Origin of the sequence: Streptomyces sp. NPDC048197 (genome assembly GCF_043202395.1) — a bacterium.
In the GTDB taxonomy this organism is placed as follows: domain Bacteria; phylum Actinomycetota; class Actinomycetes; order Streptomycetales; family Streptomycetaceae; genus Streptomyces; species Streptomyces siderophoricus.
Genome location: NZ_JBIDAJ010000001.1, coordinates 503752 through 527664 on the forward strand (window position 1 = coordinate 503752; position 23913 = coordinate 527664).

Here is a 23913-nt window from a genome sequence, read left to right on the forward strand (position 1 = left end):
ACGCCCCGTAGGATCCGTTGGGTGGGGTGAGAGTTCCGAGAGCCCCAGCAAGCAGTCGGCAGAGACAAGGAAGACACCCGTGAGCGACGTCCGCAACGTGATCATCATCGGCTCCGGGCCCGCGGGCTACACCGCAGCGCTCTACACCGCCCGCGCGTCCCTGAAGCCGCTGGTCTTCGAAGGTGCCGTCACCGCCGGAGGCGCGCTGATGAACACCACCGACGTGGAGAACTTCCCCGGTTTCCGCGACGGCATCATGGGGCCGGACCTCATGGACAACATGCGCGCCCAGGCCGAGCGCTTCGGCGCCGAGCTCGTGCCCGACGACATCGTCTCGGTCGACCTCAGCGAGGACATCAAGACGGTCACCGACACCGCCGGCAATGTGCACCGCGCGAAGGCGGTCATCGTCAGCACCGGCTCGCAGCACCGCAAGCTCGGCCTGCCCCGTGAGGACGAGCTCTCCGGTCGTGGCGTGTCCTGGTGCGCCACCTGTGACGGGTTCTTCTTCAAGGACCAGGACATCGCCGTCATCGGCGGCGGCGACACCGCGATGGAGGAGGCCACCTTCCTCTCGCGGTTCGCCAAGTCGGTCACGGTCGTCCACCGCCGCGACACCCTTCGGGCCAGCAAGGCGATGCAGGAGCGTGCCTTCGCCGACCCGAAGATCAAGTTCGTCTGGGACAGCGAGGTCGCCGAGATCCACGGCGAGAGCAAGCTCTCCGGCCTGACTCTGCGCAACCTCAAGAGCGGCGAGACCTCGGAGCTCCCCGTCACCGGTCTCTTCATCGCGATCGGTCACGACCCGCGCACCGAGCTCTTCAAGGGCCAGCTGAACCTCGACGACGAGGGCTACCTCAAGGTCGACGCGCCCAGCACCCGCACCAACCTGACGGGCGTCTTCGCCGCCGGCGACGTGGTCGACCACACCTACCGCCAGGCGATCACCGCAGCCGGCACGGGCTGCTCCGCCGCCCTCGACGCCGAGCGGTACCTCGCGGCGCTGGCGGACGGGGAGTCGACCCCCGAGCCCGAGAAGACCCCCGCCGCCTGACCCGCGGCCCCCGCTTTCCCACCACCCACCCAATAAGGAGATTGCCATGGCCGGCGCCACGGTGACCGTCACGGACGCCAACTTCGAAGAGGTCGTCCTCAAGAGCGACAAGCCCGTCCTCGTGGACTTCTGGGCCACCTGGTGCGGCCCGTGCCGCCAGGTCGCCCCGTCCCTGGAGGCCATTGCCGCGGAGCACGACGAGATCGTCATCGCCAAGCTGAACACCGACGAGAACCCGGCGACCACCGCCAAGTACGGCGTCATGTCGATCCCGACGATGAACGTCTACAAGGACGGCGAGGTTGTGAAGACCATCGTCGGCGCCAAGCCGAAGGCCGCGATCGAGCGCGACCTGGCGGACTACCTCGCCTGAGTCAGCTCATCGTCTGTTTCACGTGAAACGGGCCCGTTCCTCACCGAGGACGGGCCCGTTCTCTGTTTCACGTGAAACAGAGCTCGGTTTCACGTGAAACATCGTGCGCTACAACGGCCGCAGGGCGGGCTCCTTCTGGACGGCGCCCAGCAGGCGGTCGAGCGCCATCTCCACGTCTTCCTTCCACGAGATCGTGGTCCTCAGCTCAAGGCGCAGCCGAGGAAAGCGGGGATGGGGTCGTACGGTCTTGAAGCCCACCGCGAGGAGATGGTTGGCGGGGAGCACACAGGCCGGCTCGGTCCAGCGGGCATCGCCGAACGCCTCGATCGCCTTGAACCCTCTCCGGGTGAGGTCCTTGGCGACCGTTTGGACCATCACGCGCCCCAGTCCCTGGCCCTGGTATCCGGGCGTCAGCCATGCGGTGAGCAGCTGCACCGCGTCCGGCGATACGGGACTGGTCGGGAAGGCGGTCGAGCGCGGCACATAGGCCGGCGGGGCGTACATCACGAACCCCACCGGCACCTCATCGACATAGGCGACCCGCCCGCAGGATCCCCACTCCAGCAGTACCGCCGAGATCCAGGCTTCCTTCTCCAGCTCGGGACGTCCCGCCTTTACCGCGGCCTCGCCGCTGACGGGGTCGAGCTCCCAGAAGACACAGGAGCGGCAGCGCTTGGGGATATCCGGAAGGTTGTCCAGCGTGAGCGGTACGAGCCGACGGCCCATGGAACCAGGTCCTCACTTCTCTCGCCTGCCGCACCACGCAGTGCCGTCAGCACGGCCGGCTCCCTGAGCAGACCTCCAACGAACCCTCCGACGGCTGCCAGGCCGAAGCCCGCTGCCAGCAGTCCGGTGCGGCTCACCGATCGCATGGCCCTCTCCTCGATGTGAGGCGTCTCCACGTGGATGCGTGCCATACCCGAACGCATCGTATCCACCCTTTACGGGCACGGGTAGCGCGAGAGAGCAAAGGGCGGACCGTGTTCCGGTATGGGCTCCGGAACACGGCCCGCCCTGGAGCCGTAGGTATCAGCTCACTGCTTTTCGCCGGTCTCCTCGTCGTTCTCCTCGGCCAGGGACTGGCCCAGGACGGGACCTTCGCCCGGGGCGAGGGTCCCGAGGATGCGCTCCAGATCGTCCATCGAGGCGAACTCGACGACGATCTTTCCCTTCTTCTGGCCCAGGTCGACCTTCACCCGGGTTTCGAAGCGGTCGGAGAGCCGGGAGGCGAGTCCGGTGAGCGCAGGGGAGACCCGAGTGCCCGCGCGGGGGCCCTTCGCCTTGCTCGGGCTCGTGGGGGTCGACCCCATGAGCGTCACGATCTCCTCGACCGAACGCACCGAGAGCCCCTCGGCGACGATGCGGCGCGCAAGATGGTCCTGCTCCTCCGAGTCCTCCACGGAGAGCAACGCCCGGGCGTGACCCGCCGAGAGCACCCCTGCGGCCAGCCGCTTCTGCACGGACGGGGAGAGCTTCAGCAGGCGCAGCGTGTTGGACACCTGCGGACGCGAGCGCCCGATCCGGTCGGCCAGCTCGTCATGCGTGCACTGGAAGTCCTTGAGCAGCTGGTCATAGGCGGCTGCCTCTTCCAGCGGGTTGAGCTGAGCCCGGTGCAGGTTCTCCAGCAGCGCGTCGAGGAGGAGCTTCTCGTCCTCCGTCGCCCGCACGATCGCCGGAATCTTCTCCAGCCCCGCCGCCCGGCAGGCACGCCAGCGGCGCTCCCCCATGATGAGCTCGTACCGTCCGGGCTCGGTCTGACGGACCACCACCGGCTGGAGCAGGCCCACCTCCTTGATGGAAGTGATCAGTTCGGCGAGGGCGTCCTCGTCGAAGACCTCTCTCGGCTGGCGTGGGTTCGGGGTGATGGCATCGAGCGGCACCTCCGCGAAGTGCGCACCCGCTACCTCCGATACACCGTCCGCCGACGGCTCCGCCGCTACCGGTGCTTCCGTTTCACGTGAAACACCGTGCGTCGGCAGCGAGGTCACCTTGGCGGCGGCCACCCCTCGCTCCGGCGTCAGGACCGGTACGGACGAGGGTGATGTCGCTCCCTGCCCCACCGCGGGCCCGGCATGGTCCGTGCTCTGCGGTGCCGCGGGGATCAGCGCCCCGAGCCCACGGCCCAGGCCTCTACGTCGTTCGCTCACTGAGTCCCCTCCGAGATGCTGTGCTGTCCTTCATAGGTGACGCTGAGGCCCTGGCCCCCGGTCTGCGGGGCCCCACGCAGCGCGATCTCCCGAGCCGCTTCGAGATACGAAAGCGAACCACTGGATCCGGGATCATAGGTGAGCACTGTCTGCCCATAGCTGGGTGCCTCGGAGATCCGCACGGAGCGGGGGATGCTGGTACGGAGCACCTCGTGGCCGAAGTGGTTACGGACCTCGTCGGCGACCTGGGAGGCCAGCCGGGTGCGTCCGTCGTACATGGTCAGCAGAATCGTCGAGACATGGAGCTGCGGGTTGAGGTGGCCCCGCACCAGGTCGACGTTCCGCAGCAGCTGCCCCAGACCCTCCAGTGCGTAGTACTCGCACTGAATCGGGATCAGCACCTCGGCCCCTGCGACCAACGCATTGACCGTCAGCAGGCCGAGCGAGGGCGGGCAGTCGATGAAGATGTAATCGAGCGGCTGCTCATAGGCCTTGATGGCACGGTCCAGCCGGCTTTCCCGGGCCACCAGCGAGACCAGCTCGATCTCGGCGCCGGCCAGGTCGATCGTGGCGGGCGCACAGAACAGCCCCTCCACATCCACGACCGGCTGCACCACATCGGAGAGTGGCTTGCTGTCCACCAGCACGTCATAGATGGACGGCACTTCGGCATGATGGTCGATCCCCAGCGCCGTCGACGCATTGCCCTGGGGGTCGAGGTCGATGACCAGAACACGTGCCCCATGCAGGGCCAGGGAGGCCGCCAGGTTCACGGTGGTCGTGGTCTTACCGACCCCGCCCTTCTGGTTGGCAACGACCATGACCCGGGTCTGTTCGGGCCGGGGAAGCCCCTCGCCCGCGCGGCCGAGTGCCTCTACCGCCAGCTGAGCTGCACGACCGATCGGGGTGTCGTCCATCGGGGGCGGCGTTTCACGTGAAACGTCGTCCCCGAACGACTCGCTACGGGGACCGGGGACCGGATCGGTCATCGGTCCCGCGATGTTGGCGTCGGACCGCAAGGATTCACTCTCCTCGACATCAGGCTCGCAATGGTCAGAGCCTGCCATGCTTTCGGCGTCGTGAACCAGTGAGGTCCGTTCTCCTGTGGACAAACCCACGTCTGTGGATACTTCCGTTACCCGTGTGGGTCTACGGTCGCGCGGCGCGGCAGCCGCACGACCACGGCCGATGATCCCTTGCAGCAGAGAGCGACGTTTCACGTGAAACACGATGCCAGCGTCGCGTCCGAATAAGCCGCGACACTCCGTCTTGTGCCGTTTTGATGGGGTTTATTGAAATACCGCGTCGCCTATTTCGCGGAACGGGATTCCCTCCCCATCTGCCGGTCTCCACGGCTCCGGCTCATGCCTCAGCGCCGGCGCCCCCTCGTCGGACGGCTGGCCCGCGCCGCCTTCGCCCGCTTCGCCGCGAAGCGCACGCCACCAGGGCTCTCGCCCACCTCGACCCGCACCACCGTCGTCGGCGGATCCACAATGCCCTCACCGACCTGCACCACCGAAGTGTCGACCACACCGAGCTTGCTCAGCGCGGCCCGGGCGCCCTTGAGCTCCTCCTCCGCGGCATCGCCCTTGAGCGCCAGCATCGCGCCGTACGGACGCAGCAGCGGAACTCCCCATCCGGCCAGCCGGTCCAGCGGAGCCACCGCACGCGCGGTCACCACATGCACCTGCGGAAGCTTGCCCATGACCTCTTCGGCCCGTCCCCGCACGACCGTCACATGGTCGAGGCCGAGCAGCTCGACGACTTCCTGAAGGAAATTCGTCCGCCGCAGCAGCGGCTCCAGCAGCGTGATCTTCAGGTCCGGCCGCACCAGAGCCAGCGGGATGCCGGGCAGCCCGGCCCCCGAGCCCACGTCACAGACCGAGACGCCCTCGGGCACGACCTCGGAGAGGACCGCACAGTTCAGCAGATGCCGCTCCCACAGCCGCGGCACCTCGCGCGGCCCGATCAGCCCTCGCGTCACCCCCGCGTCGGCGAGCAGTTCGCCGTACCGCACGGCCTCCGGAAAGCGCTCACCGAATACCTCCTGTGCCGCCTTCGGCGCAGGAGGGAGCTCCGCTGCTGCCTCCGTCACGGGAACCGCCCTTCCTCTGGACTGCTTTTCCTGCCGGGAACCCGGGTCACCCACCCGGAATAACACAGAACGCTGACAACTTTTGGCCCCGCCTGCGAGCAGACGGGGCCAAAGAAAAAACGGCTGCGCTCAGCGGTCAGGCCGGGAGGACAACCACTCGGCGCTGCGGCTCCTCGCCCTCGGACTCACTACGCAGGCCGGCCGCCGCCACCGCGTCATGCACGACCTTGCGCTCGAACGGCGTCATCGGGTCCAGCTTCACCGGCTCACCGGTACCGCGGGCCTCCTCCGCTGCCTTCGCACCGATCGCCGTGAGCTGCTCGCGCTTACGCGCCCGGAAGCCGGCGATGTCCAGCATCAGACGGCTGCGGTCACCGGTCTCCCGGTGCACGGCCAGCCGGGTCAGTTCCTGCAGCGCCTCCAGCACCTCACCGTCGCGGCCCACCAGCTTCTGCAGGTCGCGGCTGGTCGAGTCGCTGATGATCGACACCGCGGCGCGGTCGGCCTCGACGTCCATGTCGATGTCACCGTCGAGGTCGGCGATGTCCAGCAGACCCTCGAGGTAGTCGGCCGCGATCTCGCCTTCCTGCTCCAGGCGGGTCAGGGTGTCGGTGCCCTCGGCGGCAGGGGTCGTGTCCGTCACGAAAGGACTCCTTCTTACTTCTTCGACGGGTGCTTGGGGCGCTGCTGGCCCTTGCGCTGGCCGGACTTCGCGGAGCGGGACCCGGACGAGCCGCTCTGCGCGGTGCCGTCCTGCGCGGTCTTCTTCTCCAGCGACTGCTTCTTCGCTCCGCCCTGGCCGGAGTCCGCCGAGCCGTTCGCCGTGCCCGCCGAGCCGGCCCGCGTACGGTTCTGCGTCCGGGCCTGGGCACCGGCACCGCCGGTGGGCGCACCGCCGGTCTGCCGCTTGGCCTTCGTCTGGCGCTTGGGCTGCTGACGGTTCTGGCGCGCTTCCTCGACGGCCTTCTTCGCCGCGACCTCGGCCGGGCTCTCGACCAGCTTGCCCTGGGCCCGCAGCCGCTCCTGGCGCTCGGCGAACGCCTTGCTGCCCGGGGTCGGGTTACGACGGATGACGAACATCTGCTGGCCCATGGTCCACACGTTGGTGGTCAGCCAGTAGACGAGGACACCGACGGGGAAGTTGATGCCGAAGACGGCGAACATGACCGGGAAGACGTACATCAGCATCTTCTGCTGCTGCATGAACGGCGTCTTCACCGTGAGGTCGACGTTCTTGGTCATCAGCTGGCGCTGCGTGTAGAACTGCGACGCCGACATCAGGACGATCATGATGACCGTGACCACGCGGACGTTGGTGACCGAGGCACCGAGGCTCTCGATCTTCGCCGCGCTGTCCATGAACTTCGCCGCCAGCGGGGCACCGAAGATGTGTGCCTTCTGCGCGCTCTGCAGCAGCGTCTGGTCGATGAAGCCGACCGTCTTGCCGTTCGCGATGTGGCTGAGGACCTGGTACAGCGAGATGAAGAACGGCGACTGGGCCAGAATCGGGAGACAGCTCGAGAGCGGGTTGGTGCCCGTCTCCTTGTAGAGCTTCATCATCTCTTCGGACTGGCGCTGCTTGTCGCTCTTGTAGCGCTCCTGGATCGCCTTCATCTTCGGCTGGAGCGCCTGCATGTTCCGCGTCGACTTGATCTGCTTCACGAAGAGCGGGATCAGGCAGATACGGATCAGCACCACCAGCGAGACGATGGACAGACCCCACGCCGCGCCACTGTTCGGATCAAAGATCAGGCTGTAGAACGAGTGGAACTGGACGATGATCCAGGAAACGGCGTAATAGAGAGGATTCAGGATCGTGTCCACGAATCAGGCTCCTTGGGCGTTGGGCTGAGTCTCGGGCTGGGCGGCGGGTTCATGGACGGCAGTCCCGCCCAGACGGCTCCTCAGCCGCTGGTGCCAGACCGGACGCTTCCGGGGAGGGACGTGGTCGACGCCACCGAGCGACCACGGGTTGCAGCGCAGAATGCGCCAAGCTGTCAGCGCAGTCCCTTTCACCGCGCCGTGCCGGTCGATGGCCGTGTAGCCATAGTGCGAGCACGACGGGTAGTACTTGCAGACCGGCCCCAGCAGGGGGCTGATGGTCCACTGGTAGATCTTGATCAAAAGCAGCAGCGGGTACTTCACTGTGCGCTCCCTCCCGGGCCCCGGCCGGGGTTCCGGGGGTCCGCGGCGCGACCACTGCCGGTCGCGGCCCCCGTGGGGTTGGAGCCTCTCGGCGCCCCTCCCAGCAGCCGCTCCAGGGCGGCGTCCAGGTCGCGGGCCAGTTCGTCGTGGTCCGCGGTGCCCGCGCCGGGCAGGGCCCGTACGACAACCAGGCTACCGGCGGGAAGCCGGTCCAGCCGGTCGCGCAGGAGATGGCGAAGCCGTCGCTTGACCTTGTTGCGGACGACCGCGATGCCAACTGCCTTGCTCACGACGAAACCCGCACGCGTCGGGGGAACACATTCCCCCGCTGCGTGCGGGTCCGTTGAACCGCTACGACAATGCACGACAAGGAGCGGGCGCCCGGCCCTGCGTCCCCGGCGTACCGCGGTCGCGAAGTCCTCGCGCCGCCTCAGCCGATTTTCGGTAGGCAGCACGTCATGGACCTAGGTCGGGCTGCTCAGGCCGACAGGCGGGCGCGACCCTTGCTGCGGCGCGACGCGAGAATCGCGCGGCCGGCACGCGTCCGCATGCGCAGACGGAAGCCGTGGGTCTTCGCGCGGCGGCGGTTGTTCGGCTGGAAGGTGCGCTTGCTCACTCGGGGGCTCCAGGAATGCTTGTTGTCTCAAGGAGAGACAGATGTGGGGCGTCGTTGGCTGTCACCGTGCGCCCACGAGTAGCTCGCAACGCCTAAGTGCACCGCTACACGATCACCAGAGCGCGATCTTTGCCCATCGGAGGCAGGCGGCAGCAGCCATCGACAACTCGACCTGGTCACGGTACGCGCGGCTACGCCATCCGGTCAAACCGGCTCCATGTGAGCCCGCGCGGTCCGTTGTCAGGACACACTATGCACAGCCTGTGGACAACAACTTGAATCCCCAGGCCCGCCCTGACTACCGTGGCTGAACTCCGATTCCTTCCCGCCCGTCCTGAGAATCACACATTCGTGGGACTGTGAGAGAGCGTGCCCTGTGGCTGATGTACCTGCCGATCTTGCCGCAGTGTGGCCGCGCGTGCTCGATCACCTCCTCCGGGCAGAGGCCGACGGCCTCAAGCCGAAGGATCAGGACTGGCTCAAGCGGACCCAGCCGCTGGCGCTGGTGGCCGACACCGCGCTGCTCGCCGTGCCCAACGAATTCGCCAAGGGCGTGCTCGAAGGCCGGCTGGCGCCGCTGATCGGGGAGGCCCTCAGCCATGAGTGCGGCCGCCCGATCCGGATCGCGATCACCGTCGACGACTCCTCCGAAGAGCCGCCGGCGCCCTCCGCGCCCGTACAGCACCAGTCGCCCCAGCAGCAGCCGCATCACCAGCAGCACCCGGCGCCGCAGCAGCACGAGGCGTACGACTACGAACCCCGGCACGACAGCCGCCAGGGGTACGGGCACCAGGGCGACGACCTGCCCGGCGTGCGCCCCGCCTACCCGGACTACCAGCAGCCGCGGCACGAACCCGGCGCCTGGCCCCAGCACCTCGCCCCCGGCGGCCCCGGCCCGCGTGAGGACTACGGCTGGCAGCAGCAGCACCTCGGCGGCTTCCCCGAGCGCGAGACGTCCGCGGAGCAGTGGCGCGAGCCGTACCCGTCGGCGCCCCACGTACCGCAGCACCAGCAGGCGCAGCCCGACTACCGCGGCCAGGACCGCGGCCTCCCCCCGCAGCACTCCGACGGTGCGCGCTCCCCGTACGACGCGCAGCGCCGCGACCTTCCCGAGCACCAGCCCGGTGGCCACAACGGCCGCTCCGGGCCCGGTGCCGCGCTGCCGGCGCCCAGCGGCGCCCCGGGCCCGCTCGCCGCGCAGCCCGCGCCGGCCACCGGCCCGGGTGAGCCGACCGCCCGGCTGAACCCGAAGTACCTCTTCGACACCTTCGTCATCGGTGCCTCCAACCGCTTCGCGCACGCCGCCGCGGTCGCCGTTGCCGAGGCCCCGGCCAAGGCGTACAACCCGCTGTTCATCTACGGGGAGTCGGGTCTGGGTAAGACCCACCTGCTGCACGCGATCGGGCACTACGCGCGCAGCCTCTACCCGGGCACCCGTGTGCGGTACGTGAGCTCGGAGGAGTTCACCAACGAGTTCATCAACTCCATCCGCGACGGCAAGGCGGACGCGTTCCGCAAGCGCTACCGCGACATGGACATCCTGCTGGTCGACGACATCCAGTTCCTGGCGAGCAAGGAGTCGACGCAGGAGGAGTTCTTCCACACCTTCAACACGCTGCACAACGCCAACAAGCAGATCGTGCTCTCCAGTGACCGGCCGCCCAAGCAGCTGGTCACCCTGGAGGACCGGCTGCGCAACCGCTTCGAGTGGGGCCTGATCACCGACGTCCAGCCGCCCGAGCTGGAGACCCGGATCGCGATCCTCCGTAAGAAGGCGGTGCAGGAGCAGCTGAACGCCCCGCCGGAGGTGCTGGAGTTCATCGCGTCCCGGATCTCGCGCAACATCCGTGAGCTGGAGGGCGCCCTGATCCGGGTCACCGCGTTCGCCTCGCTCAACCGGCAGCCGGTGGACCTGGGGCTCACCGAGATCGTGCTGAAGGACCTGATCCCCGGCGGTGAGGACGCCGCTCCGGAGATCACCGCCACCGCGATCATGGCCTCGACCGCCGACTACTTCGGCCTGACCATCGACGACCTCTGCGGCTCGTCCCGCAGCCGGGTGCTGGTCACCGCCCGGCAGATCGCCATGTATCTGTGCCGCGAGCTGACGGACCTGTCGCTGCCGAAGATCGGCGCGCAGTTCGGCGGCCGGGACCATACGACCGTGATGCACGCCGACCGCAAGATCCGTGCGCTGATGGCCGAGCGGCGGTCGATCTACAACCAGGTCACCGAGCTGACCAACCGCATCAAGAACGGCTGAGACCGCGGCCGACGCGCCGCCTCGGACCGACCGCGCCCAGGGCGCCCGGGACCCGCTCCCGGGCGCCCTTCGCCGTTTCCGGGCCGCCCGGCGCCGTGTACGGCGCGGTGCACGACGGTGTACGACGCACTGCGCGGCCGTCCCGGGCTGTGGAGCGCTGCCGGCCGTGTTCGATTCCCGGCCTGGTCACGGCCTCTCTCCACAGATTGGGCAAGAATCTTCCGTCCACACCCTGGGGAGAGGAAAGTTATCCCTGTGGGATCCACAGCCGGGCTCTCCGAAGGAAGATCGTAGGAGGTCAGCCGGGTGTGGATTTGTGGCCAAGCGCTCTCCACAGGGTGTGGACAAAGATTCCGTCCACAGGGCGGTGGATCTCTTGTCCACCGCCCGCCCACAGGTGAGCCGCCGTTGTCCCCAGCGATCCCCAGCTTCTCCACACCCCTGTCCACTGTTCGGCAACACAACACCCCCTCTCACCGTGCTGAGTGAAAGCCGTCACACCAAGGTGATGGGTTGGGCTGTGGGGAACGTGGGTAAAGCTGGGGATGGCACTGGGGAGAACTGCCCGTCCCCTGTGCATCGGGTGTGCAGAACTTTCCGCGGTCCACAGCACGGGCCGTTTATCCACGGCCCCCGCCCACAGCCGCGGTGGACAAAAAACCGGCGTTGACCTGCGTAGACGCAGTTGTCCACGGTTTCCACAGGGCCTACTACTACGACCACGGATATCTACCGGGGAACTCGTTCGGAAACGGGGCCTGTGCACAACTCGGCGGCCCGGCGTCCGGCGTCGCCCGAGTCGACTTGACCCCGAGCCGCACCGACTGTCGGTGGCGTGCGTCAGACTGGTCTCCGGCAACTGAGCCGACGACGAAGGCCAGCAGGGCGTAAGCCAGCAACAGCAGGAGGCGGTTTCCGGTGAAGATCCGGGTGGAGCGCGATGTACTCGCGGAGGCAGTGGCCTGGGCGGCCAAGAGCCTCCCGGCCCGTCCGCCGGTGCCCGTCCTCGCGGGCCTGCTGCTGAAGGCCGAGGACGGCGCACTGAGCCTCTCCGGCTTCGACTACGAAGTCTCCGCACGCGTCTCGGTGGAGGCCGAGGTCGAGGAGGAGGGCACGGTCCTCGTCTCCGGCCGGCTGCTCGCCGACATCTGCCGCGCCCTCCCCAACCGCCCGGTGGAGATTTCCACCGACGGTGTACGGGTGACCGTGGTCTGCGGCTCCTCGCGGTTCACCCTCCACACCCTTCCTGTGGAGGAGTACCCGTCCCTGCCGGCGATGCCCACCGCCACCGGCACGGTCCCCGGCGAGGTCTTCGCCGCGGCCGCCGCCCAGGTGGCCATCGCGGCCGGCCGTGACGACACCCTCCCGGTGCTCACCGGCGTCCGCATCGAGATCGAGGGCGACACGGTCACCCTGGCCTCCACCGACCGCTACCGCTTCGCGGTCCGCGAGTTCCTGTGGAAGCCGGAGAGCCCGGACGCCTCCGCGGTCGCGCTGGTCCCGGCCAAGACGCTGCTGGACACCGCCAAGTCCCTGAGCAGCGGCGACACGGTCACGCTGGCGCTGTCCGGCTCCGGCCAGGGCGAGGGCCTGATCGGCTTCGAGGGCGCCGGGCGGCGGACGACGACCCGTCTGCTGGAAGGCGACCTGCCCAAGTACCGCACGCTCTTCCCGACCGAGTTCAATTCGGTCGCGGTGATCGAGACCGCTCCGTTCGTCGAGGCCGTCAAGCGCGTGGCGCTGGTGGCCGAGCGCAACACCCCGGTCCGGCTGAGCTTCGAGCAGGGCGTGCTGATCCTGGAGGCCGGCTCCAGCGACGATGCACAGGCTGTGGAGAGGGTCGACGCCGATCTGGACGGCGACGACATCTCGATCGCGTTCAACCCGGGCTTCCTGCTGGAGGGCCTGTCGGCGATCGACTCCCCCGTGGCGCAGCTGTCGTTCACGACGTCCACCAAGCCGGCGCTGCTGAGCGGTCGCCCCGCCAAGGACGCCGAGGCGGACGACGCCTACAAGTACCTGATCATGCCGGTGCGGCTGTCGGGCTGACGGCCGGGAGCGTGCCCATGGCGGGGCCCTTGCGGCGACCGGCTGAAGGGCCCTGATGAGCGGCTGAGCCCACAGGTGTGCGCGGACCTGCGGGCGTAGGCTCGGACCCGGGTACTACAGCAACGACTACGTGCAAAGAGGGTCTCTGATGGAGCTCGGTCTCGTCGGTCTCGGCAAGATGGGCGGCAACATGCGCGAGCGCATCCGCCGCGCCGGCCACACCGTCGTCGGATACGACCGCAACCCGGACCTGGCGGATGTGAACAGCCTCCAGGAGCTTGTGGACAAGCTGAAGGGTCCGCGGGTGGTCTGGGTCATGGTGCCGGCCGGCGCCGCCACCCAGTCCACGATCGACGAGCTGGCCGAGCTGCTCTCGCCCGGCGACATCGTCGTGGACGGTGGCAACTCCCGCTGGACCGACGACGAGAAGCACGCCGAGGAGCTGAAGGCCAAGGGCATCGGCTTCGTCGACTGCGGTGTCTCGGGCGGCGTCTGGGGCCTGGAGAACGGCTACGCGCTGATGTACGGCGGCGAGAAGGACGACGTCGCCAAGGTGCAGCCGATCTTCGACGCCCTCAAGCCGGAGGGCGAGTTCGGCTCGGTGCACGCCGGCAAGGTCGGCGCCGGCCACTTCGCGAAGATGGTCCACAACGGCATCGAGTACGCGATGATGCAGGCCTTCGCCGAGGGCTGGGAGCTGCTGGAGAAGGTCGACTCCGTCACGGACGTGCGCGAGGTCTTCCGCTCCTGGCAGGAGGGCACGGTCATCCGCTCCTGGCTGCTCGACCTGGCCGTCAACGCCCTCGACGACGATGAGCACCTGGACAAGCTGCGCGGTTATGCACAGGACTCCGGCGAGGGCCGGTGGACTGTGGAAGCCGCCATCGACAACGCCGTTCCGCTGCCCGCGATCACGGCCTCGCTCTTCGCCCGCTTCGCGTCCCGCCAGGACGACTCCCCGCAGATGAAGATGATCGCCGCGCTGCGCAACCAGTTCGGTGGCCACGCGGTCGAGAACAAGAAGTAACCACCAGCAGTACTGGCACCACCACGCAGCCGGGGGAGGTCGGCGCACCGCCATGCACGTGACGCATCTGTCGCTCGCCGACTTCCGCTCGTACGCCCGGGTCGAGGTCCCGCTCGATCCGGGCGTCACGGCGTTCGTGGGCCCCAACGGGCAGGGCAAGACCAATCTCGTCGAGGCGATCGGCTATCTGGCCACGCTCGGCAGCCACCGGGTCTCCTCGGACGCGCCGCTGGTGCGGATGGGCGCCGAGCGGGCGGTCGTCCGGGCCGCCGTCACGCAGGGCGAGCGGCAGCAGCTGATCGAGCTGGAGCTGAATCCCGGCAAGGCCAACCGCGCCCGTATCAACCGGTCCTCGCAGGTCAAACCGCGTGATGTGCTGGGCATCGTGCGGACGGTGCTGTTCGCGCCGGAGGACCTGGCGCTGGTCAAGGGCGACCCCGGCGAGCGCCGGCGGTTCCTGGACGAGCTGATCACCGCGCGCTCGCCCCGGATGGCCGGGGTGCGCGCCGACTACGACCGCGTCCTCAAGCAGCGCAACACCCTGCTCAAGACCGCGGCGCTGGCCCGGCGGCACGGTGGCCGCCAGATGGACCTGTCGACGCTGGACGTCTGGGACCAGCATCTGGCCCGGGCCGGCGCCGAGCTGCTGGCGCAGCGGCTCGACCTGATCGCCGCGCTGCATCCGCTCGCCGACAAGGCGTACGAGCAACTCGCCCCGGGCGGCGGCCCGTTGGCGATGGAGTACCGCCCCTCGGCCGGTGAGGCGATGGCCGGCGCGACCTCCCGCGAGGAGCTGTACGGCGTGCTGCTGGCCGCGCTCGGCGAGGCCCGCAAGCAGGAGATCGAGCGCGGCGTGACGCTGGTCGGCCCGCACCGCGACGACCTGGTGCTGAAGCTCGGCCAGCTGCCGGCCAAGGGCTACGCCAGCCACGGCGAGTCCTGGTCGTACGCGCTGGCGCTGCGGCTGGCCTCGTACGACCTGCTGCGTGCCGAGGGCAACGAACCGGTGCTGGTGCTGGACGACGTCTTCGCCGAGCTCGACGCGCGGCGCCGGGAGCGGCTGGCGGAGCTGGTGGCCCCGGGCGAGCAGGTGCTGGTGACGGCGGCGGTCGACGACGACGTGCCCGGGGTGCTGGCCGGGGCGCGCTACGCGGTCTTCGACGGCGCGGTCGAGAAGGTGACCCCGTGAGCGAGCAGCAGTCCGACCGGCCCGAGCCCCCGGCGCTGTCCGGCGTGGACCTGGCCCGGCAGGCGCTGGTGGCCGCGAAGGAGCAGGCGCGGGCGCGGGGCGCGGCCGCGCAGCAGAAGAAGCAGGCCCGGCGCGGGGGCCTGCGCTCCGGCGCGCGGGCGGACGGCCGCGATCCGCTGCCGCTGGGCGCGGCGATCAACCGGCTGATCACGGAGCGCGGCTGGGAGACCCCGGCGGCGGTCGGCGGGGTGATGGGCCGCTGGCCGCAGCTGGTCGGCCCCGAGGTGGCGCAGCACTGTGAGCCGCAGCGCTACGACGAGGACGCCCGGGTGCTGACCGTGGCGTGCGACTCCACGGCGTGGGCGACCCAGCTGCGCCTGCTGGCCCCGCAGCTGGTGGCCCGGCTCAACGAGGACCTGGGCCACGGCACGGTCAAGATGCTCAAGGTGCTGGGTCCGGGCGGCCCCGCCCGCCGGTACGGAGCGCTGCGCGCGCCCGGTAGCAAGGGCCCCGGCGACACCTACGGATAGGCCGCAGGACACCGGTTCACCAGTGGTGCGGGTGAGACTCCGCTCACGGTAGCCGCCGGTTGACAGCCGGAAGCGCTGAGTGCCCGTTTGAGCGTCCTGGGGCCCCTTCTCGGATATGGGGAGTCGGCGGACGGCGGTTCAGGGCGGCACATGACGACTCAGGTGCCTGCAAACCCCCATGAGTGTCGGCGCCACCGGTACACTGGTAGCAATCTCGCGCGTCTTGCGGGATACGTCGACAAGCACTGAACGACGCAGCCGCTCCCGCCTGTTTTCCCGGGGTGACCCGCTCAGGCGCGGAAGGGGCTTGTGCTGTGCCAGAAAGGGCGCTTCGTGGCCGACTCCGGCGACCTCAACGAGAACAACACGGCTTCTACTGAAGAGGGGGTTCCTGCCGGCGCCATGGGCGACTCCTCGGTGGAGACGTCGTACGACGCCAGCGCGATCACCGTCCTCGAAGGCCTGGACGCGGTCCGTAAGCGCCCCGGCATGTACATCGGCTCGACGGGCGAGCGCGGTCTGCACCATCTCGTGCAGGAGGTCGTCGACAACTCCGTCGACGAGGCGCTGGCCGGCCACGCCGACACCATCGACGTCACGATCCTGGCCGACGGCGGTGTGCGGGTCGTGGACAACGGCCGCGGTATCCCCGTCGGCATCGTCCCGTCCGAGAACAAGCCGGCCGTCGAGGTCGTGCTGACGGTGCTGCACGCCGGCGGCAAGTTCGGCGGCGGCGGTTACGCGGTCTCCGGTGGTCTGCACGGCGTCGGTGTCTCCGTGGTGAACGCGCTGTCGACCCGGGTCGCGGTGGAGATCCGCACGGACGGCTACCGCTGGACCCAGGAGTACAAGCAGGGTGTGCCGACCGCCCCGCTGGCCAAGCACGAGGCCACCGACGAGACCGGCACCTCGGTCACCTTCTGGGCCGACGGCGAGATCTTCGAGACCACCACCTACAGCTTCGAGACGCTGTCCCGGCGCTTCCAGGAGATGGCGTTCCTCAACAAGGGGCTGACCATCTCGCTCAAGGACGAGCGCCCGGACCACGTGGACGAGGACGGCTCGCCGCTCTCGGTCCGGTACTACTACGAGGGCGGCATCGTCGACTTCGTGAAGTACCTCAACTCCCGCAAGGGCGAGCTGGTCCACCCGACGGTCGTCTCGGTGGAGGCCGAGGACAAGGAGCGGAACCTCTCCGTCGACCTCGCGATGCAGTGGAACACCCAGTACAGCGAGGGTGTCTACAGCTTCGCGAACATCATCCACACCCATGAGGGCGGTACCCACGAAGAGGGCTTCCGCGCCGCGCTGACGGGTCTGATCAACCGCTATGCGCGCGACAAGAAGCTGCTCCGCGAGAAGGACGACAACCTCACGGGTGAGGACATCCGCGAGGGTCTGACGGCGATCATCTCGGTCAAGCTCTCCGAGCCGCAGTTCGAGGGCCAGACCAAGACCAAGCTGGGCAACACCGAGGTCAAGACCTTCGTCCAGAAGGTGGTCCACGAGCACCTCAACGACTGGCTGGACCGCAACCCCAACGAGGCCGCGGACATCATCCGCAAGGGCATCCAGGCGGCGACCGCCCGCGTGGCCGCCCGTAAGGCGCGCGATCTGACCCGCCGCAAGGGCCTGCTGGAGACCGCGTCGCTGCCCGGCAAGCTGAGCGACTGCCAGTCCAACGACCCGACCAAGTGCGAGATCTTCATCGTCGAGGGTGACTCCGCCGGCGGCTCGGCCAAGTCCGGCCGGAACCCGGAGTACCAGGCGATCCTGCCGATCCGCGGCAAGATCCTGAACGTCGAGAAGGCCAGGGTCGACAAGATCCTGCAGAACAACGAGGTCCAGGCGCTGATCTCGGCCTTCGGCACGGGCGTGCACGAGGACTTCGACATCAGCAAGCTCCGCTACCACAAGATCATCTTGATGGCGGACGCCGACGTCGACGGCCAGCACATCAACACCCTGCTGCTGACCTTCCTGTTCCGCTTCATGCGCCCGCTGGTCGAGGCCGGTCACGTCTACCTCTCCCGCCCGCCGCTGTACAAGATCAAGTGGGGCCGGGACGACTTCGAGTACGCCTACTCCGACTCGGAGCGGGACGCGCTGGTCGAGCTCGGCAAGCAGAACGGCAAGCGGATCCGTGAGGACTCGATCCAGCGGTTCAAGGGTCTCGGCGAGATGAACGCCGAGGAGCTGCGGGTGACGACCATGGACATCGACCACCGTGTGCTCGGTCAGGTGTCGCTGGACGACGCGGCCCGCGCCGACGACCTGTTCTCGGTGCTCATGGGCGAGGACGTCGAGGCACGCCGCTCGTTCATCCAGCGCAACGCCAAGGACGTCCGCTTCCTCGACATCTGAGCCCTGTCGGCCCGAACAACAGCCGCAGCTCGAAAGGACTTTGAACCACCATGGCCGACGAGAACCCCCCTGTGACCCCGGACGGCGTGACCGCCGAGGGCGCGCCCGCCGCCATCGAAGGCGTCGGGATGCGCGTCGAGCCCGTCGGGCTCGAAACGGAGATGCAGCGCTCCTACCTCGACTACGCGATGTCCGTCATCGTCTCGCGTGCGCTGCCGGACGTCCGGGACGGCCTCAAGCCCGTCCACCGCCGCGTCCTGTACGCGATGTACGACGGCGGGTACCGCCCCGAGAAGGGCTTCTACAAGTGCGCCCGCGTCGTCGGTGACGTCATGGGTACGTACCACCCGCACGGCGACACCTCCATCTACGACGCGCTGGTGCGTCTGGCGCAGCCGTGGTCGATGCGGATGCCGCTGGTCGACTCCAACGGCAACTTCGGCTCCCCGGGCAACGACCCGGCCGCGGCCATGCGGTACACCGAGTGCAAGATGGCGCCGCTGTCGATGGAGATGCTCCGGGACATCGACGAGGAGACCGTCGACTTCCAGGACAACTACGACGGCCGCAACCAGGAGCCGACGGTCCTGCCGTCCCGCTTCCCCAACCTGCTGATCAACGGCTCGGCCGGTATCGCGGTCGGTATGGCCACGAACATCCCGCCGCACAACCTCCGAGAGGTGGCCGCCGGTGCCCAGTGGGCGCTGGAGCACCCGGAGGCCTCCCACGAGGAGCTGCTGGACGCGCTGATCGAGCGGGTCAAGGGCCCGGACTTCCCCACCGGCGCGCTGGTGGTGGGCCGCAAGGGCATCGAGGAGGCCTACCGCACCGGCCGCGGCTCGATCACCATGCGTGCGGTCGTCGAGGTCGAGGAGATCCAGAACCGCCAGTGTCTGGTGGTCACCGAGCTGCCCTACCAGGTCAACCCGGACAACCTCGCCCAGAAGATCGCCGACCTGGTGAAGGACGGCAAGATCGGCGGCATCGCGGACGTCCGTGACGAGACCTCCTCGCGCACCGGCCAGCGCCTGGTGATCGTCCTCAAGCGGGACGCGGTCGCCAAGGTCGTCCTCAACAACCTCTACAAGCACACCGATCTGCAGACCAACTTCGGTGCGAACATGCTCGCCCTGGTGGACGGCGTGCCGCGCACGCTCTCCCTGGACGCGTTCATCCGCAACTGGGTCACGCACCAGATCGAGGTCATTGTCCGCCGGACGAAGTTCCGGCTGCGCAAGGCCGAGGAGCGGGCGCACATCCTGCGCGGTCTGCTCAAGGCCCTGGACGCCATCGACGAGGTCATCGCGCTGATCCGGCGCAGTGAGACGGTCGAGGTCGCGCGCGAGGGCCTGATGGGCCTGCTGGAGATCGACGAGATCCAGGCGAACGCGATCCTGGAGATGCAGCTGCGCCGGCTGGCCGCCCTGGAGCGCCAGAAGATCACCGCCGAGCACGACGAGCTGCAGCGCAAGATCAGCGAGTACAACGCGATCCTGGCCTCCCCGGAGCGCCAGCGCCAGATCATCAGCGAGGAACTCGCCGCGATCGTCGAGAAGTTCGGCGACGACCGGCGCTCCAAGCTGGTGCCCTTCGAGGGTGACATGTCCATCGAGGACCTGATCGCCGAGGAGGACATCGTCGTCACGATCACCCGTGGCGGCTATGTGAAGCGCACGAAGACGGACGACTACCGCTCGCAGAAGCGCGGCGGCAAGGGCGTCCGGGGCACGAAGCTCAAGGAAGACGACATCGTCGACCACTTCTTCGTCTCCACCACCCACCACTGGCTGCTGTTCTTCACGAACAAGGGCCGGGTCTACCGCGCCAAGGCCTACGAGCTGCCGGACGCCGGGCGTGACGCCCGCGGCCAGCACGTGGCCAACCTGCTGGCCTTCCAGCCGGACGAGCAGATCGCGCAGATCCTGGCGATCCGCGACTACGAGGCCGCGCCGTATCTGGTGCTCGCCACCAAGGCCGGCCTGGTGAAGAAGACGCCGCTGAAGGACTACGACTCGCCGCGGTCCGGTGGTGTCATCGCGATCAACCTGCGTGAGCGGGACAACGACGCCGAAGGCACTTCCGACGAGCTGATCGGTGCCGAGCTGGTCTCGGAGGCCGACGACCTGCTGCTGATCAGCAAGAAGGCCCAGTCGATCCGCTTCACCGCGTCCGACGATGCGCTGCGGCCGATGGGCCGGGCCACCTCGGGCGTGAAGGGCATGAGCTTCCGCGAGGGCGACGAACTGCTCTCGATGAACGTGGTCCGTGCGAACACCTACGTCTTCACGGCCACGGACGGCGGGTACGCCAAGCGCACCGCGGTCGACGAGTACCGCGTCCAGGGCCGCGGCGGTCTGGGCATCAAGGCCGCCAAGATCGTCGAGGACCGGGGTTCGCTGGTCGGCGCGCTGGTCGTCGAGGAGACCGATGAGATCCTGGCCATCACGCTCGGCGGTGGCGTGATCCGTACGCGGGTCAACGAAGTCCGGGAGACCGGCCGTGACACCATGGGCGTCCAACTGATCAACCTGGGCAAGCGCGATGCCGTCGTGGGCATCGCACGGAACGCCGAGGCCGGCCGGGAAGCCGAAGAGGTCGACGGGGACGAGCCCGGGACCGAGGCGGCAGAGGTGACCGAGCCCCCGGCGGAGTAGCACGAGGAGTAGGTCATGAGTGGAGCCACGGGCGCTGCGGCGGGTGGACCGGGAGTCAGGAAGGACTCCCCGTCCGGACCCGCGACCGTGAAGGAGGACAGCGCCCGTGGCTCCGCCATTTCTGCCGACGGCCCCCGACACGAGGGCGCGCACCAGGGGGGACCCGTGAGCGACACCCGCCAGCCACAGCCGCAACCGCAGCGGCCGCAGGACCCGGCCCCGCAGGCCGCAGAGGGCCCGCAAACGCCGTACCAGCCGCCCCAGGCGTATTCCACCGCCGGCGGACCGGGCGGCGGCTCCCAAGCGGTCCGCAAGCCCCGTACGGGCGCCGCCACGGCCCCGCGGACGCGCAAGGCCCGGCTCCGGGTCGCGCGCGCCGATCCGTGGTCGGTGATGAAGGTCAGCTTCCTGCTCTCGATCGCGCTGGGCATCTGCACGGTCGTGGCCGTCTCGGTGCTGTGGATGGTCATGAACGCGATGGGCGTCTTCTCCACGGTCGGCGGGACGATCAGCGAGGCCACCGGCTCCGGCGACGGCGGCGGCTTTGATCTGCAGTCGTTCCTGTCGCTGCCGCGGGTGCTGCTGTTCACCGGGATCATCGCGGTGATCGACGTGGTGCTGGCGACCGCCCTGGCCACCCTCGGCGCCTTCATCTACAACCTCTCGGCCGGGTTCGTCGGGGGCGTGGAGCTGACCCTCGCCGAGGACGAATGAGGCCCGGACGGGAGGGCGTCCGGGGGGCTCCCGGAACCGATTTTGGGAACGCCTCTGAAGTGCGCTAATCTTTCGGTGCAGCGAACGCGCGGCTATAGCTCAGACGGTTAGAGCGCTTCCCTGATAAGGAAGAGGCCCCAGGTTCAAGTCCTGGTAGCCGCACTGCACCATCGGCCCGGCCGGGGAACTCCCCGCCGGGCCGATTCGTTGTTCCGGTGCGGAAGTTGGCTCGCGGCGGGCGCCCGCGGACGAGGTGTTGCCGACCGCGAGCTAGGTAACCGATCGGTATCGGCCGGTGTGTATCATCGGCCGACATAGGTCCCCTACGTCAACGAAAGACGAGGTCGCGCGGTGAAGAAGCTTCTCCTGGTCGCACTGGCCGCCATCGGCGGGCTCCTCGTGTACCGCCAGATCCAGGCGGATCGCGCCGAGCAGGATCTGTGGACGGAGGCGACCGACTCCGTGCCCGCAGGTTCGGGTGTCTGAGACCCACCTACGTACAGCAAGCTCGTACGAACCCCGATTGCCCGGTGGCAGTCGGGGTTTCGTATGTCCGGGGACGGGCGGGGCGGTGTGCGGTGGGGTGGCGGGGAGCGGGCCGGGGTGGCTGATTGTCGTTGCGGGACCGTGACGGTGATCCCCTTGAGTTTGCTATCGCACACCATTAGCTTGCATAAGCAAAGTTTCTGTCTGTGATGTGACCAGCAGGACTCTAGGGGGGTCAAGGCATGGCACACCGACCACGCAGAGGGGCGGTGGCGTTGCTCGGCGGGCTGATGCTGGCCCTGGCCGCCGTGGCCGCACCGTTTCCGGCCACCGCCGCGGGGATGCCAGAAGCCGCGCCGGCCGCGGCGGGCAGCGGCATGGTGATGGTGCTCGACTCCTCGGGCTCGATGAGCGGGAGCGACGGGGCCGGCAGCACCCGGATCGCCGCCGCCCGTAAGGCCGTGGGTGCCGTGGTGGACTCCCTGCCCGACGGCTACCCGACCGGTCTGCGGGTCTACGGCGCCGACAAGCCCAAGGGCTGCGACGACACCCGGCTCGTCCAGCCGGTCGCCGCGCTCGCCCGGGCGGGGCTGAAGCGGGCCGTCGCGGGCGTCCGGCCGAAGGGCGACACCCCCATCGGGCTGTCGCTGCGCAAGGCGGCCGGTGACCTTCCCCGGCCGGCCGGCGGCTCGGGCGGCAAGCGCACGATCCTGCTGATCTCCGACGGTGAGGACAACTGCCAGGCACCGCCGCCGTGCAAGGTCGCGGCTCAACTCGCCGCGTCCGGCGTCGATCTGCACATCGACGCCATCGGTTTCCAGGTGGCCGGCAAGGCCCGCGCACAGCTGGAATGCATCGCCAAGGCCGGCAACGGCCGCTACTACGACGCCCCGGATGCCCGGGCGCTCGCCCGTCAGCTCCAGCGGGCCGGCCAACTCTCCGCGGACGGCTACCGGTTCAAGGGGAAGCCGGCCCGCGGCACGGCGACGAGGAGCGGCGCCCCGCACCTCGTTCCCGGCCAGTACCTGGACTCCATCGGGCCCAACGAGGAGCGCTGGTACGCGGTCGATCTGGACGCCGGGTCGACGGCCGACTTCTCGGCGACCGTGGTGCCGCAGTCCGGAGCCACCGTCGGCCTCCTCGACACCCTCAACACCCGGATCGCGTACGGCACCGACAGTGCCTGCGATTCCAGTACCGCGCTGTTCGGGCAGTCGGAGGGCGCCACGCCACTGACGTCCGGCGTCAGCCGGGTCCCCTCGCAGACCGGCACCGGCACCTGCGACAAGGCGGGCCGGTACTGGCTGGTCGTCCATCGCAAGGCCCCCAAGGGCTCGGACGCAGCGCGCTGGCCGATGGAGCTGACGTTTCACGTGGAACCACCGCTGACGAAGGGCGTCACCCCCGCGCAGTCGGAGCCCGAGTACGGCGCGGGCGGGAAGGATGCGGCCCTGCCCACTACCGCGCCCCGGGACGTCACCGGCGGCACGGGCTTCAACGACGCACGCCCCCTGCACCCCGGCGTCTGGCGGGACAGGATCCTTCCGGCGCAGACCCTTTGGTACAAGGTGCCGGTCGGCTGGGGCCAGCAGCTGCGCTACGACGTGGAGTTCGCCAACGAACCCACGGTCAGGGGCCACAGCGCCACCATCTCCTCCGGCGGCACCCAGGTCTACACGCCGTTCCGTATCCCGGTCGGCAGCGGCACGGGTGAGTTCGACCCCTCGGTCCCGTACGACGGCCGGCCGGCCGCACTCAAGATGGGCACGGTCCCGGTCGCCTGGACCAACCGCTACGAGGGCCACCCCAACGTCATTCCCGTGCACGAGAAGGGCGACTTCTACATCGCCGTGACGCTGGGCGCCAAGGCCGCCGAGATCGCCCAGAACCCGCGTATCGGAGTGGTGCTGAGGATCGCGGTGCTGGGCAAGGAGAAGGCCGGCCCCGAGGCGAGCGCGGCCACGGTCACCGGTGCTGCCGCCGGGCGAACTCCCGGGGCCCGGGCGGACGGTGCGCCACAGGACGGTGGAGGATGGTCCACCGGACGCATGGTGGCCGTAGCCGTCGGTGCGGTAGGGGTCCTGATGCTGGCCGGTCTGGCACTGGCCTACGTACGGGCCCGCCGGAAGCCGGCGGTGCGCGGCGGGGATTCGGATCCGAGGAGGGGTGGCTCGTGGTGACCGGACGCACGGCGAGGCGGACCGTGT

Annotated in this window: 20 protein-coding genes, 1 tRNA gene and 1 pseudogene; 13 read left to right on the forward strand and 9 right to left on the reverse strand. The window is 68.9% G+C overall.

Going from position 1 to position 23913, the window contains the following annotated elements; translation table 11 throughout:
• Positions 1 to 79 precede the first annotated feature (79 nt).
• Both trxB and trxA read left to right on the forward strand, forming a co-directional pair.
• Positions 80 to 1054: a thioredoxin-disulfide reductase gene (gene trxB / locus ACGF4C_RS02260; protein ID WP_030412270.1), complete on the forward strand. Its 975-nt coding sequence runs from the start codon at positions 80 to 82 to the stop codon at positions 1052 to 1054.
• Positions 1055 to 1100: 46 nt separating this feature from the next.
• Positions 1101 to 1427, forward strand: coding sequence for a thioredoxin (trxA, locus tag ACGF4C_RS02265; RefSeq protein ID WP_030412271.1), 327 nt, complete (start codon positions 1101 to 1103; stop codon positions 1425 to 1427).
• A gap of 108 nt (positions 1428 to 1535) precedes the next feature.
• Here the strand turns inward: trxA and ACGF4C_RS02270 are convergent, their stop codons facing one another.
• From ACGF4C_RS02270 to rpmH, 9 genes and pseudogenes are all read right to left on the reverse strand, one after another.
• Positions 1536 to 2153 carry a GNAT family N-acetyltransferase gene (locus tag ACGF4C_RS02270; RefSeq protein ID WP_393562556.1) on the reverse strand — a complete coding sequence of 206 codons (618 nt, stop codon included), beginning with the start codon at positions 2151 to 2153 and terminating at the stop codon, positions 1536 to 1538.
• Between the two features lie 308 nt (positions 2154 to 2461).
• Positions 2462 to 3574, reverse strand: a complete 1113-nt coding sequence (locus ACGF4C_RS02275; RefSeq protein WP_393562558.1) for a ParB/RepB/Spo0J family partition protein — start codon at positions 3572 to 3574, stop codon at positions 2462 to 2464.
• Positions 3571 to 4641 carry an AAA family ATPase gene (locus ACGF4C_RS02280; protein ID WP_078871841.1) on the reverse strand — a complete coding sequence of 357 codons (1071 nt, stop codon included), beginning with the start codon at positions 4639 to 4641 and terminating at the stop codon, positions 3571 to 3573. The genes ACGF4C_RS02275 and ACGF4C_RS02280 overlap by 4 nt, the downstream gene beginning before the upstream one ends.
• A 302-nt stretch (positions 4642 to 4943) precedes the next feature.
• Complete coding sequence (gene rsmG / locus ACGF4C_RS02285) at positions 4944 to 5669, reverse strand: 16S rRNA (guanine(527)-N(7))-methyltransferase RsmG (protein WP_201805639.1); 726 nt, start codon at positions 5667 to 5669, stop codon at positions 4944 to 4946.
• A 136-nt stretch (positions 5670 to 5805) separates the two neighbouring features.
• On the reverse strand, positions 5806 to 6312 hold the full coding sequence (locus ACGF4C_RS02290; RefSeq protein WP_030412276.1) for a R3H domain-containing nucleic acid-binding protein: 507 nt from the start codon (positions 6310 to 6312) through the stop codon (positions 5806 to 5808).
• Between the two features lie 14 nt (positions 6313 to 6326).
• Positions 6327 to 7493, reverse strand: coding sequence for a membrane protein insertase YidC (gene yidC, locus ACGF4C_RS02295; protein WP_393562561.1), 1167 nt, complete (start codon positions 7491 to 7493; stop codon positions 6327 to 6329).
• A 3-nt stretch (positions 7494 to 7496) separates the two neighbouring features.
• On the reverse strand, positions 7497 to 7814 hold the full coding sequence (yidD, locus tag ACGF4C_RS02300; protein ID WP_030412278.1) for a membrane protein insertion efficiency factor YidD: 318 nt from the start codon (positions 7812 to 7814) through the stop codon (positions 7497 to 7499).
• An 86-nt stretch (positions 7815 to 7900) separates the two neighbouring features.
• Positions 7901 to 8269: pseudogene (rnpA, locus tag ACGF4C_RS02305) on the reverse strand (ribonuclease P protein component); the annotation flags it as partial.
• Between the two features lie 23 nt (positions 8270 to 8292).
• Positions 8293 to 8430: a 50S ribosomal protein L34 gene (rpmH, locus tag ACGF4C_RS02310; RefSeq protein WP_003956500.1), complete on the reverse strand. Its 138-nt coding sequence runs from the start codon at positions 8428 to 8430 to the stop codon at positions 8293 to 8295.
• Positions 8431 to 8848: 418 nt separating this feature from the next.
• Here rpmH and dnaA point away from each other — a divergent pair, with 418 nt between their 5' ends.
• From dnaA to ACGF4C_RS02365, 11 genes are all read left to right on the forward strand, one after another.
• Entirely contained in the window at positions 8849 to 10693 is a 1845-nt protein-coding gene (dnaA, locus tag ACGF4C_RS02315; protein ID WP_393562564.1) for a chromosomal replication initiator protein DnaA, read from the forward strand.
• Between the two features lie 918 nt (positions 10694 to 11611).
• Positions 11612 to 12742: a DNA polymerase III subunit beta gene (dnaN, locus tag ACGF4C_RS02320; RefSeq protein WP_030412281.1), complete on the forward strand. Its 1131-nt coding sequence runs from the start codon at positions 11612 to 11614 to the stop codon at positions 12740 to 12742.
• 148 nt (positions 12743 to 12890) lie between these two features.
• Positions 12891 to 13769 carry a phosphogluconate dehydrogenase (NAD(+)-dependent, decarboxylating) gene (gene gnd, locus ACGF4C_RS02325; protein WP_030798389.1) on the forward strand — a complete coding sequence of 293 codons (879 nt, stop codon included), beginning with the start codon at positions 12891 to 12893 and terminating at the stop codon, positions 13767 to 13769.
• Positions 13770 to 13821: 52 nt separating this feature from the next.
• Entirely contained in the window at positions 13822 to 14958 is a 1137-nt protein-coding gene (gene recF, locus ACGF4C_RS02330; RefSeq protein ID WP_393562566.1) for a DNA replication/repair protein RecF, read from the forward strand.
• The gene (locus ACGF4C_RS02335) at positions 14955 to 15488 is read left to right on the forward strand and encodes a DUF721 domain-containing protein (RefSeq protein ID WP_030412284.1); all 534 of its coding nucleotides are present in this window, start codon (positions 14955 to 14957) and stop codon (positions 15486 to 15488) included. The genes recF and ACGF4C_RS02335 overlap by 4 nt, the downstream gene beginning before the upstream one ends.
• Before the next feature lie 309 nt (positions 15489 to 15797).
• Positions 15798 to 17852 (forward strand): DNA topoisomerase (ATP-hydrolyzing) subunit B, encoded by a 2055-nt coding sequence (gene gyrB, locus ACGF4C_RS02340; RefSeq protein WP_393562568.1) that lies wholly within the window; start codon positions 15798 to 15800, stop codon positions 17850 to 17852.
• Positions 17853 to 17902: 50 nt separating this feature from the next.
• A complete protein-coding gene (gyrA, locus tag ACGF4C_RS02345; protein WP_393562570.1) occupies positions 17903 to 20506 on the forward strand; it encodes a DNA gyrase subunit A in 2604 nt (867 codons plus the stop codon).
• 15 nt (positions 20507 to 20521) lie between these two features.
• Positions 20522 to 21220, forward strand: a complete 699-nt coding sequence (locus ACGF4C_RS02350; protein ID WP_393562571.1) for a DUF3566 domain-containing protein — start codon at positions 20522 to 20524, stop codon at positions 21218 to 21220.
• An 88-nt stretch (positions 21221 to 21308) separates the two neighbouring features.
• Positions 21309 to 21382 (forward strand) — tRNA-Ile (locus ACGF4C_RS02355).
• Between the two features lie 189 nt (positions 21383 to 21571).
• The gene (locus ACGF4C_RS02360) at positions 21572 to 21706 is read left to right on the forward strand and encodes a DLW-39 family protein (protein ID WP_003958712.1); all 135 of its coding nucleotides are present in this window, start codon (positions 21572 to 21574) and stop codon (positions 21704 to 21706) included.
• Between the two features lie 242 nt (positions 21707 to 21948).
• On the forward strand, positions 21949 to 23886 hold the full coding sequence (locus ACGF4C_RS02365) for a VWA domain-containing protein (RefSeq protein WP_393562573.1): 1938 nt from the start codon (positions 21949 to 21951) through the stop codon (positions 23884 to 23886).
• Positions 23887 to 23913 lie beyond the last annotated feature (27 nt).